This window comes from Cupriavidus sp. F041 (assembly GCF_057814235.1).
Genome location: NZ_JBVASY010000001.1, coordinates 3,539,484 through 3,555,471, shown reverse-complemented (window position 1 = coordinate 3,555,471; position 15,988 = coordinate 3,539,484). Strand labels below are relative to the sequence as shown.

Annotated in this window: 12 protein-coding genes; 9 read left to right on the top strand and 3 right to left on the bottom strand. The window is 67.6% G+C overall.

Annotated elements, in window-relative coordinates:
* Positions 1-91 precede the first annotated feature (91 nt).
* Positions 92-991: a YihY/virulence factor BrkB family protein gene (locus tag ACZY0R_RS16365; protein ID WP_488859358.1), complete on the top strand. Its 900-nt coding sequence runs from the start codon at positions 92-94 to the stop codon at positions 989-991.
* 45 nt (positions 992-1,036) lie between these two features.
* Here the strand turns inward: ACZY0R_RS16365 and ACZY0R_RS16360 are convergent, their stop codons facing one another.
* Both ACZY0R_RS16360 and ACZY0R_RS16355 read right to left on the bottom strand, forming a co-directional pair.
* Entirely contained in the window at positions 1,037-1,792 is a 756-nt protein-coding gene (locus tag ACZY0R_RS16360; protein ID WP_488859357.1) for a sulfite exporter TauE/SafE family protein, read from the bottom strand.
* Between the two features lie 75 nt (positions 1,793-1,867).
* Positions 1,868-2,851 (bottom strand): LysR family transcriptional regulator, encoded by a 984-nt coding sequence (locus ACZY0R_RS16355; protein ID WP_488859356.1) that lies wholly within the window; start codon positions 2,849-2,851, stop codon positions 1,868-1,870.
* Positions 2,852-2,991: 140 nt separating this feature from the next.
* Between ACZY0R_RS16355 and dsdA the strand changes: the two genes are divergently transcribed.
* From dsdA to ACZY0R_RS16335, 4 genes are all read left to right on the top strand, one after another.
* Complete coding sequence (gene dsdA / locus ACZY0R_RS16350; protein ID WP_488859355.1) at positions 2,992-4,341, top strand: D-serine ammonia-lyase; 1,350 nt, start codon at positions 2,992-2,994, stop codon at positions 4,339-4,341.
* 81 nt (positions 4,342-4,422) lie between these two features.
* Positions 4,423-5,403, top strand: coding sequence for a Bug family tripartite tricarboxylate transporter substrate binding protein (locus ACZY0R_RS16345; RefSeq protein WP_488859354.1), 981 nt, complete (start codon positions 4,423-4,425; stop codon positions 5,401-5,403).
* A 120-nt stretch (positions 5,404-5,523) separates the two neighbouring features.
* Positions 5,524-6,699, top strand: coding sequence for a DSD1 family PLP-dependent enzyme (locus ACZY0R_RS16340; protein WP_488859353.1), 1,176 nt, complete (start codon positions 5,524-5,526; stop codon positions 6,697-6,699).
* 57 nt (positions 6,700-6,756) lie between these two features.
* The gene (locus ACZY0R_RS16335; protein ID WP_488859352.1) at positions 6,757-8,283 is read left to right on the top strand and encodes an amidase; all 1,527 of its coding nucleotides are present in this window, start codon (positions 6,757-6,759) and stop codon (positions 8,281-8,283) included.
* Positions 8,284-8,322: 39 nt separating this feature from the next.
* Here ACZY0R_RS16335 and ACZY0R_RS16330 read toward each other — a convergent pair whose 3' ends face one another.
* On the bottom strand, positions 8,323-11,013 hold the full coding sequence (locus ACZY0R_RS16330) for a winged helix-turn-helix domain-containing protein (RefSeq protein ID WP_488859351.1): 2,691 nt from the start codon (positions 11,011-11,013) through the stop codon (positions 8,323-8,325).
* A gap of 435 nt (positions 11,014-11,448) precedes the next feature.
* Between ACZY0R_RS16330 and ACZY0R_RS16325 the strand changes: the two genes are divergently transcribed.
* From ACZY0R_RS16325 to ACZY0R_RS16310, 4 genes are all read left to right on the top strand, one after another.
* On the top strand, positions 11,449-12,429 hold the full coding sequence (locus tag ACZY0R_RS16325; RefSeq protein WP_488859350.1) for a quinone oxidoreductase family protein: 981 nt from the start codon (positions 11,449-11,451) through the stop codon (positions 12,427-12,429).
* A 9-nt stretch (positions 12,430-12,438) separates the two neighbouring features.
* On the top strand, positions 12,439-13,287 hold the full coding sequence (locus ACZY0R_RS16320; protein WP_488859349.1) for a TauD/TfdA dioxygenase family protein: 849 nt from the start codon (positions 12,439-12,441) through the stop codon (positions 13,285-13,287).
* Between the two features lie 60 nt (positions 13,288-13,347).
* On the top strand, positions 13,348-14,403 hold the full coding sequence (locus ACZY0R_RS16315; protein ID WP_488859166.1) for a beta-keto acid cleavage family enzyme: 1,056 nt from the start codon (positions 13,348-13,350) through the stop codon (positions 14,401-14,403).
* Positions 14,404-14,514: 111 nt separating this feature from the next.
* Positions 14,515-15,855 carry an MFS transporter gene (locus tag ACZY0R_RS16310; RefSeq protein WP_488859348.1) on the top strand — a complete coding sequence of 447 codons (1,341 nt, stop codon included), beginning with the start codon at positions 14,515-14,517 and terminating at the stop codon, positions 15,853-15,855.
* The last annotated feature ends 133 nt before the right edge of the window (positions 15,856-15,988 follow it).

Here is a 15,988-nt window from a genome sequence, read left to right as displayed (position 1 = left end):
CGACGCAAGCAGCGCGAAAACGGCCTGGCAACCGCCAGGCTCGGTCGCCGGCGCTTCGTACCGCCGCCCTGCCGATGACGGACCTAATGCCATGCCGATACTCGACGCACGCGCCCGCCTGGTGCTGAAACATCCCGGCCGCTTCGTGCTGCGCACGCTCAGGCATTTCCGCGCCAACCAGGGGTTGCTGCTGGCCGGGGCCGTGGCGTACTACGCGCTGCTGTCGATCGTGCCGATGCTGATCCTGATGGTGATCGCGCTGTCGCATGTGATCGAGCCGGACTCGCTGCTTGCGACGTTGTCCCGTTATCTGGAATGGCTGCTGCCAGGACAATCGCGCGCGCTGGTCGGCGAGCTGGGCAATTTCCTGGCGAACCGCGGGGTAATCGGCTGGGTGCTGCTGGTGAGCATGATCTTTTTCAGCTCGCTGGCGTTCACGGTGCTGGAGAACGCCATGTCGGTGATCTTCGTGCACCGGGTGGCGATCCGCCGCCGCCACTTCCTGGTGTCGGCGGTGCTGCCGTATTGCTACATCGTCGTGCTGAGCGCGGGCTTGCTGCTGGTGACCGTGGTGTCGGGCAGCCTGCAGGCCATCGGCGAGCACCATGTGGAATTGCTGGGCCACGACTGGTCGCTGGACCGGCTCTCTCGCGCCCTGCTCTACCTGTTCGGGCTGGCGGGCGAAATCCTGCTGCTGATGTCCATCTACCTGGTGATGCCGGTGGGGCGCTTGTCGCTGCGGCATGCCCTGATCGGCGCGGTCACCGCCGCGCTGCTATGGGAAGTCTCGCGTCGCGTGCTGGTGTGGTACTTCGCCACGCTGTCGCAGGTCAGCGTGGTGTACGGCTCGCTGACCACCGCCATCGTGGTCCTGCTCAGCCTGGAGATTGCCGCCACCCTGCTGCTGCTCGGGGCACAGGTGATCGCGGAGTTCGAGCGCAGCGGCGCGGAGGCGACGGCGCAAACCGAAGCTGAGAGCTTTCATACCTGAGCCGCGGCGCGCCCTGGCGCAAAGCCGCGCCAAGGCATTGGGGCATTAGTGCAACGGCTGCAGCAACTCAGGCAGCGAAGCGGCCAGCAAGGCCACCCCGGAGGCCGTCAGCAGGCTCAGCACGATCCTGCGGAAAGCGATTTCACTGATACCGATGTACAGGCGCGCGCCCAGGATGCTGGGCACCAGCATGGCCGGCCCCACCACCAGGAACATGGGCAGCATGTCGTGCGTGACGATGCCGGTGCCGACATAGGTGGCCATGGTCACGGCCAGCGTGGCCAGGTTGAAGTTTTGGATGATCGCGCGCTGCTCGTGCTTGGCAAGTCCGCGCAAGGTGCACCACAGGGTCGGGATGACGCCGGTGAATCCGCCGATGCCACCCATGATGCCGCCGGCCGCGCCGATCACGCCGTCCGCCACGCGGCCGCCGAAGCGGATTCTCGGCAGTTGCCCGGACATCAGCATCAGCGGGCACCAGATCGCCAGCAAGCCGCCCAGGCAGGTCTTGAATACCGCGGGATTGAGCGCCGGCAGGATGGCCACGCCGATGGGAATACCCAGGACGCCGCCGGCCACGAAGGGCAGCAGTTGCCGCGGCGAGAAGCTGCGCCGCACGGTCACGGCCGCCACCACCTGCCCGGTCAGGGAGCCGAACACGGCCATGGTCGCCGCCAGGCGCGGCTCCACCGTCCAGACCCAGAAGGACATCGCCACCATGCCGAAGGCAAAGCCGGACAAGCCCTGCACGAAGCCGGCCACAATGGCGCCCAGCGCCAGGATCAGGACAGGAAAATCCATCGGGTACGCAAATGCCCACAAGCCGCGCGAAGACCGCGCGAAAGCCGGAGACTATGCCGTGGAATAGCTGGCTTGTCATCTCCCGGTGGCTTTCACGCCGCGTGCACGTATATCGAGCACCTTGGCGCGGGCGGCATCGAAACGCGCGCCCTCGGCCGCCAGCCAGTCCTCCACCATGGCGATATGCGGCGTCTGCCCATGCGCCGACACAAAGAAATAGGACGCCTGCGAGCGCGCATGGATGCCGAACAGGTCGACCAGGCGGCCAGCCTCGATATCTTCGAGCACCAGTGCCGAACGGCCCATCGCGACGCCCTGGCCGGCCAGCGCCGCGCCCACGGCGAGCTGGGACAGGTTGAAGCGCTGGCCGGCCTCCAGCCCGGCCGCCTCCAGCTCCACCCCCGCCACCCGCAGCCAGTGGCGCCATTCCTCGAAGGCTTGCGCGCCGTCCCAGGGACTCGCGTCGTGCAGCAGCCAGGCGCCCTTCAGGTCCTGCGGGCCGCGCAGGTCCGGATGCGCCGCCAGGAAGCCGGGGCTGGCCACCGGCAGCAGCCATTCGTCCAGGAACAGCCGGGCCTTGAGGTCGCCATAGCCGCCCAGATCGAAGCGCACCGCGGCGTCGATCCCGTCGCGCACCATCCGGGTGCGGTCGAGCGCGTGGAACTCGCCGTAGACACGCAAGCCCACCTCGGGGTGATCGCGAAAGAAATCGCCCAGGCGCGGGGTCAGCCAGCGCATGGCGAACGATGGCGCGCAACTCAGCGCGATCGGGCCGGCCTCGCGTGGCTTGCGCAACTGGGTGAGCGTGCCTTCGATGGACTGGAAGGATTCCCGCAGCACAAAACGCAGCCGCTCGCCCTCCGGTGTCAGCACCAGCGCCCGCGGTGTGCGCAGGAACAGGGGCCGGTCCAGCCATTGCTCAAGCTGCTTGACCTGCTGGCTGACCGCGCCCTGCGTGACGCACAGCTCCGTGGCCGCGTGGGTGAAGTTGCAGTGCCGCGCAGACGCCTCGAAACAGCGCAGCCAGCTCAGCAGCGAAGACGATAGCAAGGTGTTCATAAGTGGCCGCTGCTGCGCATCTTTGTCCGTGAATAGCCATTAGGAAAACTAATGCTTCGCTAAGTATAAATGGATTGCGGCACAGCGAGGCCGGGCCAACAATGAAGTCATCCCGAACGCGTAGCAGCCGATCCATACCGATGAACCAGCCTCTTCCCACAAACCCGACACATGCGCTCCACGCCAGCCTGAGCGCGGGCGAGCCCTTGATGTGGTGCAATCCGGCCCGCACCGACGCGCCGCCCCCGGCCCAGTCCGCTGGCGAGCGGAGCATTAGTCTAGCTGATGTCGAGGCGGCACAGGCACGCTTTGCGCGCTTCGCTCCGCTACTGCCCGCGCTGTTTCCGGAACTGGCGGAGACGGCCGGCGCGATCGAATCGCCCCTGCTGGCCGTGCCGGCGATGCAGGAAAGCCTGGGGCTGCCGCCGGGCCACGGGCGCCTTTGGGTGAAAGCCGATCACAGCTTGCCGGTGGCTGGCTCCATCAAGGCCCGTGGCGGCATTCACGAAGTCCTGGAATTTGCCGAAAACCTGGCCCTGCGGCATGGCCTGATCGGCTCCGGCCGCAGCGCGCCTGAGGATTACCTGGCGCTGGCGGGGCCCGCCGCGCGGGCCTTGTTCGCGCGCTACCAGGTGGCGGTCGGCTCCACCGGCAACCTCGGCCTGAGCATTGGCGTGATGGCCTCGGCCCTGGGGTTTCGCGCGGCTGTGCATATGTCGTCGGACGCCAAGGCGTGGAAGAAGGCGCGACTGCGCAACCGTGGCGTGGAAGTGGTGGAGCACGCCGGTGACTATGAGGAAGCCGTCGCCGCCGGGCGCCGCCAGGCGCAGCAGGATCCGTTCACCTACTTTGTGGACGACGAGCGCTCGCTGTCGCTGCTGCTCGGCTATAGCGCGGCGGCGCTGCACCTGCGCGGCCAACTGGAGGCGCACGGGATCCGCGCCGATGCCGACCATCCGCTGTTCGTCTATCTGCCCTGTGGCGTAGGCGGCGCGCCGGCCGGCATCACCTTCGGCATGCGGCAACTGCTTGGCCCGCATGTGCACTGCTTCTTTGCCGAGCCCACGCAGTCGCCCTGCTTCCTGGTGCAGATGATGGCGGACGGGGGCAATCCTTCCGTCTATGACTTCGGCCTGAGCAACCGCACCGAGGCCGATGGCCTGGCCGTGCCGCGCGCCTCCGAGCTGGCGGCGGCGGTGATGCGCCCGCTGCTGTCGGGCGTCTTCACCGTGGCGGACGACACCTTGTTCGCGCACCTTGAGCTTGCCTGGCGCACGCAAGGGCTGCGCATCGAACCCTCGGCCGCGGCCGGCTTCAGCGGCCCGCGCATGCTGTGCGAAAGCGCCGCCGGGCGCGCCTACCTGGCCCGGCACCAGTTGGAGACCGCGATGCCGCAAGCCACGCACCTGGTGTGGACCACAGGCGGCCTGTTCGTACCGCCGGCGGAATACCAGGGGTTCCTGGACAAGGCGGCCGCGCTCGCAGCCTGATCAATGATCGTCGATCAACGATTAACCATTGCACGCCAGCCGGCCCCCAGCCGCCGGCCTCTGCCACGCAGGAGAGTCAGCATGAAAACCGTTCAATCCTTCAAGCTTGCAGGCCTGGCCGCCTGTTGCCTGGCGGTGCCCGCCGGCAGCGCGCTGGCCCAGGCCTATCCCACGCACCCGATCCAGATGGTGATCCCCTTCCCGCCTGGCGGCGCCACCGACGTGATCGGCCGCCTGCTGGCCAAGAAGCTCGGCGACCGCCTGGGCCAGACGGTGGTAATCGACAACCGGCCCGGCGCGGGCACCATCGTCGGCGCCGGCCTGGTGGCCAAGGCCGCGCCGGATGGCTACACGCTGCTGGTCAGCTCGGGCACCACCTTCACGGTCAATCCGGCCATCCATCCCAAGCTGCCTTACGATCCGCTCAAAAGCTTCGAACCGATCGGGCTGACCGGGCGCACCGGCCTGATCCTGCTGGCCAACCGCGATGTGCCGGTCAACAACCTCAAGCAGCTCGCGGCAGCGGTCAAGGCTGCGCCCGGTAAATACTCCTACGGCTCCTTCGGCACCGGCACCACCGCGCAGTTCGCCGGCGAAATGCTGCTCAACGATCTCGGCATCAAGATGCTGCATGTGCCATACCGCGGCAGCTCGCCCGCCATGACCGACCTGATCGGCGGCCAGATCCCGTTCTCGGTGGACACGGTCTCGGCCGCCGTGCCGCAGATCCGCGCCGGCAAGGTCAAGGCCATCGCCGTGACCACCGCCAAGCGCTCGTCCTTGCTGCCCGACGTGCCCACGGTGGCGGAAAGCGGCTATCCGGCTACCGATATGGATACCTGGCTGGCCGTGGTAGCGCCGCGCGGCTTGCCGCCCGAGGTCAAGACCAGGCTGGAAAAGGCGCTGGCCGAGACCATGGCCGATCCGGACACGCGCAAGAAGCTGCTCGACAATGGCTTCGAGCCGTCCTACGGCACCGCGGCCGACGTGACGGCGCTGATCACCAGGGAGCTGCCGCGCATGCGCGCCATCGCGCAGCGTGCCAACATCCAGGCTGACTGAACGCAGGCGCCGGGAAGCGGGCGCGGTTTGACAGTGCCCGCCCCTGCCCACATCATCGCAAGCACAGCCGCCCCAGAGGCGGCGTCATGCCATCCAGAACGACTCGAGACAAGCCAGCCAATGACGCTCCCCGATTCCGAAGCAACAATCTTGCACCTTGCACCGCCCGCCGCCGGGCAGCCCGCGGCCACCATCGACACGCCCGCCCTGGTGCTTGACCTCGACGCCTTCGAGCGCAACCTGGCGCAAATGCAGCAGGCCGCCGACAGGGCGGGCGTGCAACTGCGCCCGCATGCCAAGGCGCACAAATGCCCCGATATCGCGCTGCTGCAGATCGCGCGCGGCGCGGCCGGCATCTGCTGCCAGAAGGTCAGCGAGGCGCTGCCGTTCGTGCAGGCCGGCGTCAGGGACATCCACATCAGCAATGAGATCGCGGGGCAAGCCAAGGCCGCGCTGCTGGCGCGCATGGCGCGGGACGCCCGCATCAGCGTTTGTGTCGACGATGCACGGCAGGTCGCGACGCTGGCCACCGCCGCCGCGCAAGCCGGCAGCCACATCGGCGTGTTCGTGGAGATCGACGTGGGCCAGGGCCGCTGCGGCGTGGCAGACGCGCCAGCCGCGTTGCGCTTGGTCGAAGCGATCCGTGCGCACGCGCAGCTCGAATTCCGCGGCTTGCAGGCGTATCACGGCGGCATCCAGCATGTGCGCGATTACGCGGCGCGCCGGCAGGCGGCGGCAGATGCAGCGGCGCGTACCGCCGCCATCGTCGCCGAGCTGGCCGAGGCCGGCGTGGCTTGCGCGACCGTGACCGGCGGCGGCAGCGGAAGCGTGGAGTTCGACCTGGCCAGTGGCGTCTATACGGAGATCCAGCCCGGCTCTTATATCTTCATGGACGCCGACTATGGCCGCAATGATTACAGCGGCACGCTGCGCTTCGAGCACAGCCTGTTTATTGCCACCGCGGTGATGAGCGTGGCGGCGGCGACGCGCCCCGCGCCCCGCGTGGTGCTGGACGCCGGCCTTAAGTCAATGGCGGTGGACTCCGGCTTGCCTCTGGTGTGGGCTGGCGATGGCCCCAGCCGGACCGTGGCTTATGTGGCGGCCAACGACGAGCACGGTATCCTCGAACCGCTTCCCGGCGGCAACGGCGCCGATCTGCCCGGCCTCGGCACCCAGGTACTGCTGGTACCCGGCCACTGCGACCCCACCCTCAACCTGTACGACGAACTCGTCGGCGTGCGCAAAGGCCTCGTGTCGCTTGTCTGGCCGGTGGCGGCACGCGGCCTGAGCCGGTAGCGTGGCCAACGCATCGGAACGCCCTGCCTGCAACAACCCACGCAAGAGAATGCCATCATGATCCAGAACGACAACCTGCTCGCCCAATCCGCCGTGGCGCTGCGCCGCATGATCGGCAGCAAGGAGATCTCACCGGTTGAGCTGCTGGAGGCGTGCATCGCCCGCATCGAGGCGGTCAACCCCTTCGTCAACGCCATCACCGCAACCTGCTATGAGCGCGCGCGCGAGGAAGCCCGGGATGCCGAGCGCGCAGTGCTCGACGGCGCCCCGCTGGGCCTGCTGCACGGCCTGCCGCTGGGCGTGAAGGACCTGGAGGCCACCGCCGGGCTGCTCACCACCTATGGCTCGCCGCTGTACCGCGACAACGTGCCCGGCGCCGACAACGTGCTGGTGGCACGCTTGCGCGCGGCCGGCGCCATCGTCACCGGCAAGACCAATATTCCGGAGATGGGCGCGGGCGCCAATTCGCGCAACGCCGTTTGGGGCGCCACCGGCAACCCGTTCAACCCCAACCTCAATGCGGGCGGCTCCTCGGGCGGCTCGGCCGCGGCGCTGGCATGCGACATGCTGCCGGTCTGCACGGGCTCGGATACCGGCGGTTCGCTGCGCATTCCCGCAGCAAAATGCGGCGTGGTGGGCTTCCGCCCGTCGCCGGGCGTGGTGCCCAGCTCGCGCAAGCTGCTGGGCTGGACGCCGATCTCCGTGGTTGGCCCGATGGGCCGCACCGTGGCCGATGCCTGCCTGCAACTGGCGGCCTCTGCCGGCGTCTCGGCCAGCGACCCGCTCACCTACGCGCTCGACCCGATTTCCTACCTCATACCTGCCAATATCGACCTGGGCTCGTTGCGGGTGGGCTGGACCGAGGACTTCGGCGTCTGCGCGGTGGATAACCAGATCCGCCAGGTGTTCCGCGACAAGATCGCGGCAATGCGGCACCTGTTCCGCAGTTGCGACGAAGTCCGTTTTGACCTGGGCGAGGCGCACCGCTGCTTCGACGTGCTGCGCGCCGAAAGCTTCGTGGCCGGCATGCACGAGGCCTACCAGCGCGACCCGCAAAGCCTGGGCCCGAACACGCGCGCCAACTATGAAATGGGCGCAGCCATGTCGCTAGGCGACAGCGCCTGGGCGCAAGCGGAGCAGACCCGCATCCTGGGCCGCTTCCAGGCCGCGTTTGAAGACTACGACGTGATCCTGTCGCCGACCACGCCGGTCTCGCCCTTCCCGTGGACCAGCCTCTATGCCGAGACCATCAACGGCGAGAAGCAGGAGAACTATTACCGCTGGCTGGCGCCGACCTATGTGGTCACGCTGACCACCCACCCCGCAATCAGCCTGCCGTGCGGCGTCGACCATGCCGGCATGCCCTTCGGCCTGCAGGTGGTGGGGCGCTTCCGTGCCGATCACCACACGCTGGGCGTGGCGCATGCGATGGAGCAGGCCTTTGCCGGCTCGGAGGCGCTGCGCCGGCCGCTGCCGCGGCTGGACCAGTTGCGCGAAGCGGTGCCCGGCCTGAAATCCATCGTGACCGCGCCGCCGGTGCTGGACGGCCCGGCCGGGCGGGCGTCTTCGGTGTCGGCCGTGTAGCACCCGGGGGCCGGTAGCTGGCAGACCCGGCCGTTGGGATTAATTGTCGTGCAGCAGGCCAAGGAGTTGGGCCCTGCGCACGATCTGCTTGCGCGTGCCCGCATCCAGCTTGGCGGAGAGGTTCTTCAAGTGCCATTTGACGGTCTCCTGGCCGATACCCATGGCAAGCGCGATTTCCTTGTTGGCGAGATGCCGGGCCAGCAACTCCAGCACACTGCGCTCCTTCGGCGTCAGCACCATGCTGGGGGCCGCGCGTGGCCCGCCTGCGCCTGTCCCGGCGGACGGGCGCGCCGTGGGCGCAGGTTCCAGGCGCCGCATGGCTGCGCTTTCGGAGCCCGCATCGCGCGCCCAGTCCGCCAGCGCGGGGTGGACGTCGCGCAGGCCGCGCTTGATCCCGTACGCCTGCAGCAGATTCATGGCTTCGCGTAACAACGCAAGTCCCTTCTCGCCGCAGCGGTCCAGTGCCAGGGCACGCAGCGCCATCATTTCGATGCGCACGCCCCCTTGCTTCATCGCATCCGCTCCCGCCTCGGCCCGCGCCAGCCACTGCTGCGCCGCGCGCCAGTCCTGCTCCGCAAAGCTGGCGTAGGCATGCGCCATGTCCTGGAGCAACACCAGCCTGCGCTGCCTGAGCGGAAACTCAGGGGCGGCACTCTGCGCAGCGATCTCGTCGATGCGGCGCAACAGGGCCTGGCATGTCTCGGAGCGGAAACGCCCGCAATGCAGCCGCAACTGCTCGGTCAGGCTCGCCACGCACAGCCGCGGCAGATTGCGGGCAGTACCGACGGCGTGCATGGTCTCCAGCAGGTCAAGGGCGCGGTGCTCCAGGCCCGTGGCGGCCGCGATGCGGGCCGCCGTTCGGTAGGCAAGCAGCACGGTGTCGGGCGTGCCGCCGCGCTCGAGTATGTCGAGCCGGTTGGCCAGCAATGCCGCCGCTTCGTCCAGCTCGTCCTGCTCATAGGCGGCAGCGGCCAGCAACGCGGCGATCATGCAGGAAAACGGGTGGCGCCGGCCCAGTTCTTCGTCGGCGCGGGCCAGCGCCGGCCGCAGCGTGCGATCCGCCAGCATCACCTGCCCCTCGGACAGATACCCTAGCCCGACGATGTAATCGCGCCACCGGATCACATAGCGATACGCCAGGCTGGCGTCGCCACGCGGCGCCTGCTGCTGGTAACGGCGGGCCTTGGCATATTCCCCCGCCATCAACGCGCGGGCAGCCAGGCGATTGGCATGCGCCTGCACCAGCCACGCATCGCTCACGGGCGGTACCTCCCCCCAGCGATCGAACAGGGCGGCCATGCAATCTGGCTCGTCCGCGTAATAGGCGGCGGCGCTCAGGATCAGATCGATCTCGTAGCGCATGGCGTCGTCCGGTGTCGCGTGGTGGAGGATTTTCCGCACTTGCGCCTCGGCCTGCTGGTGACGCTCGCTCAGCGCCAGCGCCCATGCCGCGGCAAGACGCAGGCGTGGATGCTTGTCCAGCTCGGACTCGGGCAGCCACTCGAGCCATTCGAGCACGGCTGACAAGTGGCCGCGGGTCGCCGCCTCGTGCAGGCAGCGTTGCGCCAGGCCATAGGCAGTCTCACGCTGGCCGCTGGCAAAGGCGTGGCGCGCGGCAGCTTCGGTCATGCCATGATCGGCAAGCCAGTGCATGGCGCGATCGTGCAATCCGGCGAGCTCCTGCGCCGGGAGTTCCGTCAGCCGCGCGCGCAGCGCATCGCGTGCCATGGCGTGCATGCGGAACCACTCGCCCTTCTGGTCGGCGACGACGAACAGCGGCGTTTCCCGCATGAGGCGCTCCAGGCGATCAGGTGCGTCCTCCATCGCCGTCACCGCGCGGCAAAGGCCGGCATGCAGCAGATCCGCAATCGAGATGCGCATGAGAAAGCCGGTATCCGCGTCGGTAAGCCGGGCGAGCAACTCGGTCACGAAGTGCTCGCGCATGCCGCCGGTGCTGTTTGCCAGGGCATCGATGGCGGCAACGGGATCGGGGGCGAGGGACATTGCCGAAAGCGCGAGCTGCAAGCCGAGCGGCCAGCCCTCGGTCGCGTCATGCAACCTCGCGCACGCGTCGGCTTCGACACTGGCGTCGAAGTGGCTGCCAATCAGTGCGATCGTCTCGTCCAGGCGGAAACGCAGCATCCCGGCATCGACCTTCACGCACTGGCCATAAGGGCCAAGGCGCTCGACGACCGTGTCGAACCCGCCGCGCGCCGCCACCACGATGCGCAGGTTGGGCGGCAGGTTGTTGAGCACATAGATCAACGCATCGCGGCTGGAATCCGGCAATCGCTCGGCTTCATCGAGTATCAGGACGATATCGAGCGCAACGTGGGCAATCTCCGCCAGCCACGCGGTGAAGCCTTCCAGCGACCCGCGGGACGATCCTTCCCCTTCCGGCAGGCTCTTGCCGAACGCCGGCCGCCCGCAGCCTGAGCGAATCGCGCTCGTCAGCCCCAGCAACAAGCGCCCCGGATCGTCGTGCTCGTCCAGCGACACCCAGGCAACCGCGCTGCCACACATGATGTACTCGCGGTGCCACTGAATCAGCAGAGACGTCTTGCCGAAGCCGGCAGGCGCTTGCACGATGGTCACGGGCCGGTCGCGAAAGCGCTCGCCGTCCGAGCCCAGCCGGGAGCGCGCAAGAAGATGGCGCGGTGCGCGCGGCGGACTGGTCTTGAGCAGCAGTTCCGATGCGGTCACGCCAGCGCCGCTGGTTGGATTTGTCATCGAATGAAAGTAGACGCGGCAGTCTTCCCATGTTTGCATGCTGCGCGGCCGCGCGTGCCGTTGCATGTACATCCCGACGCACTGCCTGCCTGCGGCAGTGCCGCATGTTTCCAGGCTGGCCGGATGGATTGAGGGGATCGGCAAGCCAATGTCGCCGATTATAGACATGCCCGGTGCATTGCCAGCCCGTATCAGGGATTTCCCTGTGTCCCACCCCCCCGCCACTGGGGGGAGTCCCCCCAGGCCGCGCGCCTACTATTCCCTCAACACAAGGACGCGCAAGCGGGAAATGCAATGCCGGCAATCAAGCGTGAAGTCGCGATGGCGCGGACGCGCCGGGACGCAAGTCTCGCACGGCTGCCGGCCGGGCTGGCATGGGCCAGCGAAGCAAAGTAAACCGAATCAACGCCAGAACAATCAGAGACAGGAACCAACATGCCACATGCCATTCGAATCCATGAAACCGGCGGCCCCGAAGTGCTGCGCTGGGAAGAGGTCGCCGTGGGCGAACCCGGTCCCGGGCAGGTCCGCTTGCGCCATGAAGCGGTGGGCCTGAATTTCGCCGACACGTACTTTCGCTCGGGCCTGTACCCGATGCCCCTGCCGGCCGGCATGGGCGTCGAGGCCGCCGGCGTGGTCGAGGCCGTCGGCGCCGGCGTGACCCAGGTCGCGGTCGGCGATCGCGTCACCTATACCGGCTTTCTCAATACGCTGGGCGCGTACAGCACCGAGCGCCTGATCGCGGCCGCAGCGCTCATCAAGCTGCCCGCCGGCATCGATTGCGAGACCGCCGCCGCCATGACCATGCGCGGCCTGACCTCCGCGTACCTGATGCGCCGCATCTACGCCTTCAAGCCCGCCGACACCATCCTGCTGCACGCTGCCGCCGGCGGGGTCGGACTGATCGTCTCCCAGTGGGCAAAGCTGCTCGGCCTCACCGTGATCGGCACCGTGTCGAACGAGGCCAAGGCGGCCGTTGCCCGCGCCCACGGCTGCGACCACATCATTGACTACAGCCGCGAGGACGTGGCCGGGCGCGTGCGTGAACTGACCGACGGCGTCGGCGTGAACGTGGTATTCGACAGCGTCGGCAAGGACACCTTCGACGCTTCGCTGGATTCGCTCAAGCGCCGCGGCCTGATGGTCTGCGTGGGCACGGCTTCCGGCCCGATCCCGCCCTTCAACCCGCAACTGCTGGCGATGAAGGGCTCGCTTTACCTGACCCGCCCCGCCCTGGCCGACTATATCGCCGACCCCGCCGAAAAGAACGAACTGGCCGGCGAACTGTTCGGCCATGTCGCGGCCGGGCGCATCCGGATTGAAATCAACCAGCGCTACGCCCTGCAGGACGCGGCGCAAGCCCACCGGGACCTGGAGTCGCGCAAGACCACCGGCTCCTCGGTCTTCACGATCTAAGAGGGCACCATGCGTATCGAACCACTCACCTGTGCCATCGGCGCCGAACTGGTTGGCATCAAGCTGGCCGACGCCATTCACGATGCCGGCCTGTTTGCGGAAATCCGTGCCGCGCTGCTCCGGCATCGCGTGCTGTTCCTGCGCGGCCAGGCCATGACGCGCGCCGAACACGTTACCTTTGCCCGCCTATTCGGCGAACTGGAAGACCACCCGGTAGCCGGCAGCGACCCCGAACATCCGGGCCTGGTGCGGATCTACAAAAACCCGGACCAGCCGAACGACCGCTACGAAAACGCCTGGCACACCGATGCCACCTGGCGCGTGGCGCCGCCCTTCGGCTGCGTGCTGCGCTGCGTGGAGGGCCCGCCGGTCGGCGGCGACACCATGTGGGCAAACATGGTCCTGGCCTATGAGAACCTCCCCGAACACATCAAGAGCCAGATCGCGGACCTGCGTGCCCGCCACAGCATCGAAGCCAGCTTCGGTGCCGCCATGCCCCTCGAGAAACGCCTGGCATTGAAGGCACAGTATCCCGATGCCGAGCATCCGGTTGTGCGCACGCACCCCGAGACCGGCGAGAAGGTGCTGTTTGTCAACGCCTTCACGACGCACTTCACCAACTACCACACGCCGCAGCGCGTGCGCTTCGGCCAGGACGCCAATCCGGGCGCCGGCCTGCTGCTCAACTACCTGGTCAGCCAGGCCAGTATCCCCGAGTACCAGGTGCGCTGGCGCTGGCAGCCAAACAGCGTGGCGATCTGGGACAACCGCTCGACCCAGCATTACGCCGTCATGGACTACCCCCCCTGCCATCGCAAGATGGAGCGCGCCGGGATCATTGGCGACATACCGTTTTAAGCGGCAAGAACAGACAGACTTGGCGCAATTGACTGTGCCCCAACCAGACAAGGACTAAACATGCAATTCCTCGACGATTCCCTGCACCCCGAGAACCAGGACAAAGTGGTCATCACCGTGGCGCCTTACGGCCCCGAGTGGATGCCGGCGGATTTCCCCGAAGACATTCCGGTGACGATGGATGAACAGGTGCAAAAGGCGGTTGACTGCTACAACGCCGGTGCCACGGTGCTGCACCTCCACGTGCGCGAACTCGATGGCAAGGGCTCCAAGCGCTTGTCCAAGTTCAACGAACTGATCGCCGGCGTGCGCGCCGCGGTGCCCGACATGATCATCCAGGTCGGCGGCTCGATCTCGTTTGCCCCGGAAGACGACGGCCAGGCCGCCAAGTGGCTGTCGGACGATACCCGGCACATGCTGGCCGACCTGGACCCCAAGCCGGACCAGGTGACGGTAGCCATCAATACGACGCAGATGAACATCATGGAGCTGCTCTACCCGGAATACCTGGAAGGCACCTCGCTGGCCAACCCGGCTTTCCAGGCTGCCTACAGCGAAATGACCGTGCCCGCCGGCCCCGCCTGGGTCGAGGAGCACCTGAAGCGCCTGCAGGCCTCCGGCATCCAGCCGCATTTCCAGCTGACCGGCATCCATGCGCTGGAAACGCTCGATCGCCTGGTGCGCAAGGGCGTGTACACGGGACCGCTGAACCTGACCTGGATCGGCATCGGCGGCGGCTTCGATGGTCCGAATCCGTTCAATTTCTTCAACTTCATCCATCGCGCGCCGGATGGCTGCACGCTGACCGCCGAATCGTTGTTGAAGAACGTCCTGCCCTTCAACATGATGGCCATGTCGATGGGCCTGCACCCCCGCTGCGGCATCGAGGACACCATCATCGACCAGCACGGCAACCGCATGACCTCGGTGCAGCAGATCGAGCAGTGCGTGCGCGTCGCCCGCGAACTCGGCCGTGAAGTGGCCAGCGGCAAGGAAGCGCGCAAGATCTACAAGATCGGCGTGCAGTACAAGGATGCCGAGGAAACCCTGGCAATGCATGGCATGGCGCCCAACCGCAAGCCGCGGCAGGCAAACCTGCCCTTGCGCGCAGCCTGACGCCAGCCCCGGGCAAGCGGACGGGCCACGATGCCCGTCCGCTCGCCATAGATCGCATTATCCGCGCCGAATTCGCGGCGCAACAGCGGCACCAGACCGCAGGAGACTTTCATGGGACAGTCCCTCTCCGGGACCGCTCGCGCGGACACGGATCTCACCGCCAAGCCGGCACGCTCGCATGCCTACGCGTGGCTGGTATTCGCCCTCATTTTTGCGCTCCTGCTTTCCGACTATATGTCGCGGCAGGTGCTGAACGCCGTCTTTCCCCAACTGCGGCTTGAGTGGGGCCTGTCCGACGCCAAGCTCGGCTCGCTCAGCGGCATCGTCGCGCTGATGGTCGGTCTGTTCACGGTGCCGTTCTCGCTCGTCGCCGATCGCTGGGGCCGCGTCAAGAGCCTGGCCCTGATGGCGCTGCTCTGGAGCTGCGGCACGCTGGCGTGCGCGCTCTCCGCCAGCTACGGGCATATGCTGGCGGCCCGCTTCTTCGTCGGCATTGGCGAGGCGGCCTATGGCAGCGTCGGGCTGGCCGTGATCCTGAGCATCTTCCCGCCTTCCCTGCGTGCCACCCTGACCGGTGCCTTCACCTCCGGCGGCATGTTCGGCGCGGTGCTGGGCATGGGGCTGGGCGGTGTCGTGGCGGCCCGCTTCGGCTGGCGCGCGGCCTTCATGGCCATGGCGGTATTCGGACTGATCGTGGTGCTGATCTATTGCGTCACCGTGACCGAAGCCAGGCTGGCGCGGCGCACGGCGGGGGCACGCGCCACCCACGGCGGCGCGGCGCCAGCCCGAGCCCGCATCCCCTTGCCGGCGCTGCTGCGCGGGCTCTTCTGGGCACCGTCCCTGGTCTGCGCCTATGTCGGCAGCGGCCTGCAGCTTTTCATCGCCTACGCGATCATGGCCTGGATGCCGAGCTACCTGAACCGGTACTACGGCATGCCGCCCGACAAGGCTGCGCTGCTCGCCGCGGCGCTGCTGATCGTCGGCGGCGTCGGCATGACCTTGTGCGGGATGCTGACGGACCGGGTAAGCCGCAACGCGCCGGCCCGCAAGCTGACGCTCGCGATCCTCTTCTGTCTCGTGTCGTGCGTGCTGTTGCTGGCGGGCTTCCGGCTGCCGCCGGGTACCGCGCAGTTGCTGCTGATCGGTTTCGGCATGCTGGTGGCAATGGGTACCTGGGGCCCCGCCGGCGCCATGGTGGTCAATCTCTCCCGCCCCTCGACCCATGCCACCGCGCTGGCGATGCTGACGCTGGCCAACAACATCCTTGGCGCCGCGCCGGCGCCTTACCTGACGGGCCTGCTGGCCGACAGGATCGGATTGCTCGGGGCCCTGCAGATGGTTCCGCTGATCTCCCTGGTCGCAGCGGCCGTGTTCTTCATCGCCAGGCCGCGCTACCTGCGCGACCTGCGGCTTGCCGAGGCGCGCAATGAGGCAGAGCGCGCCGGCGCCTGAGAACGCACCCCGCCGCTGGCAATGGCGGGTGGCCCAGCGCCGGATCACTAAAGCAGCATGCCGGGCGCCCCGCGCCGGGTGTGCGCCACAAGTTCTGAACAGCACGATAGTCGCTTCATCAAGGTCCTTGCAA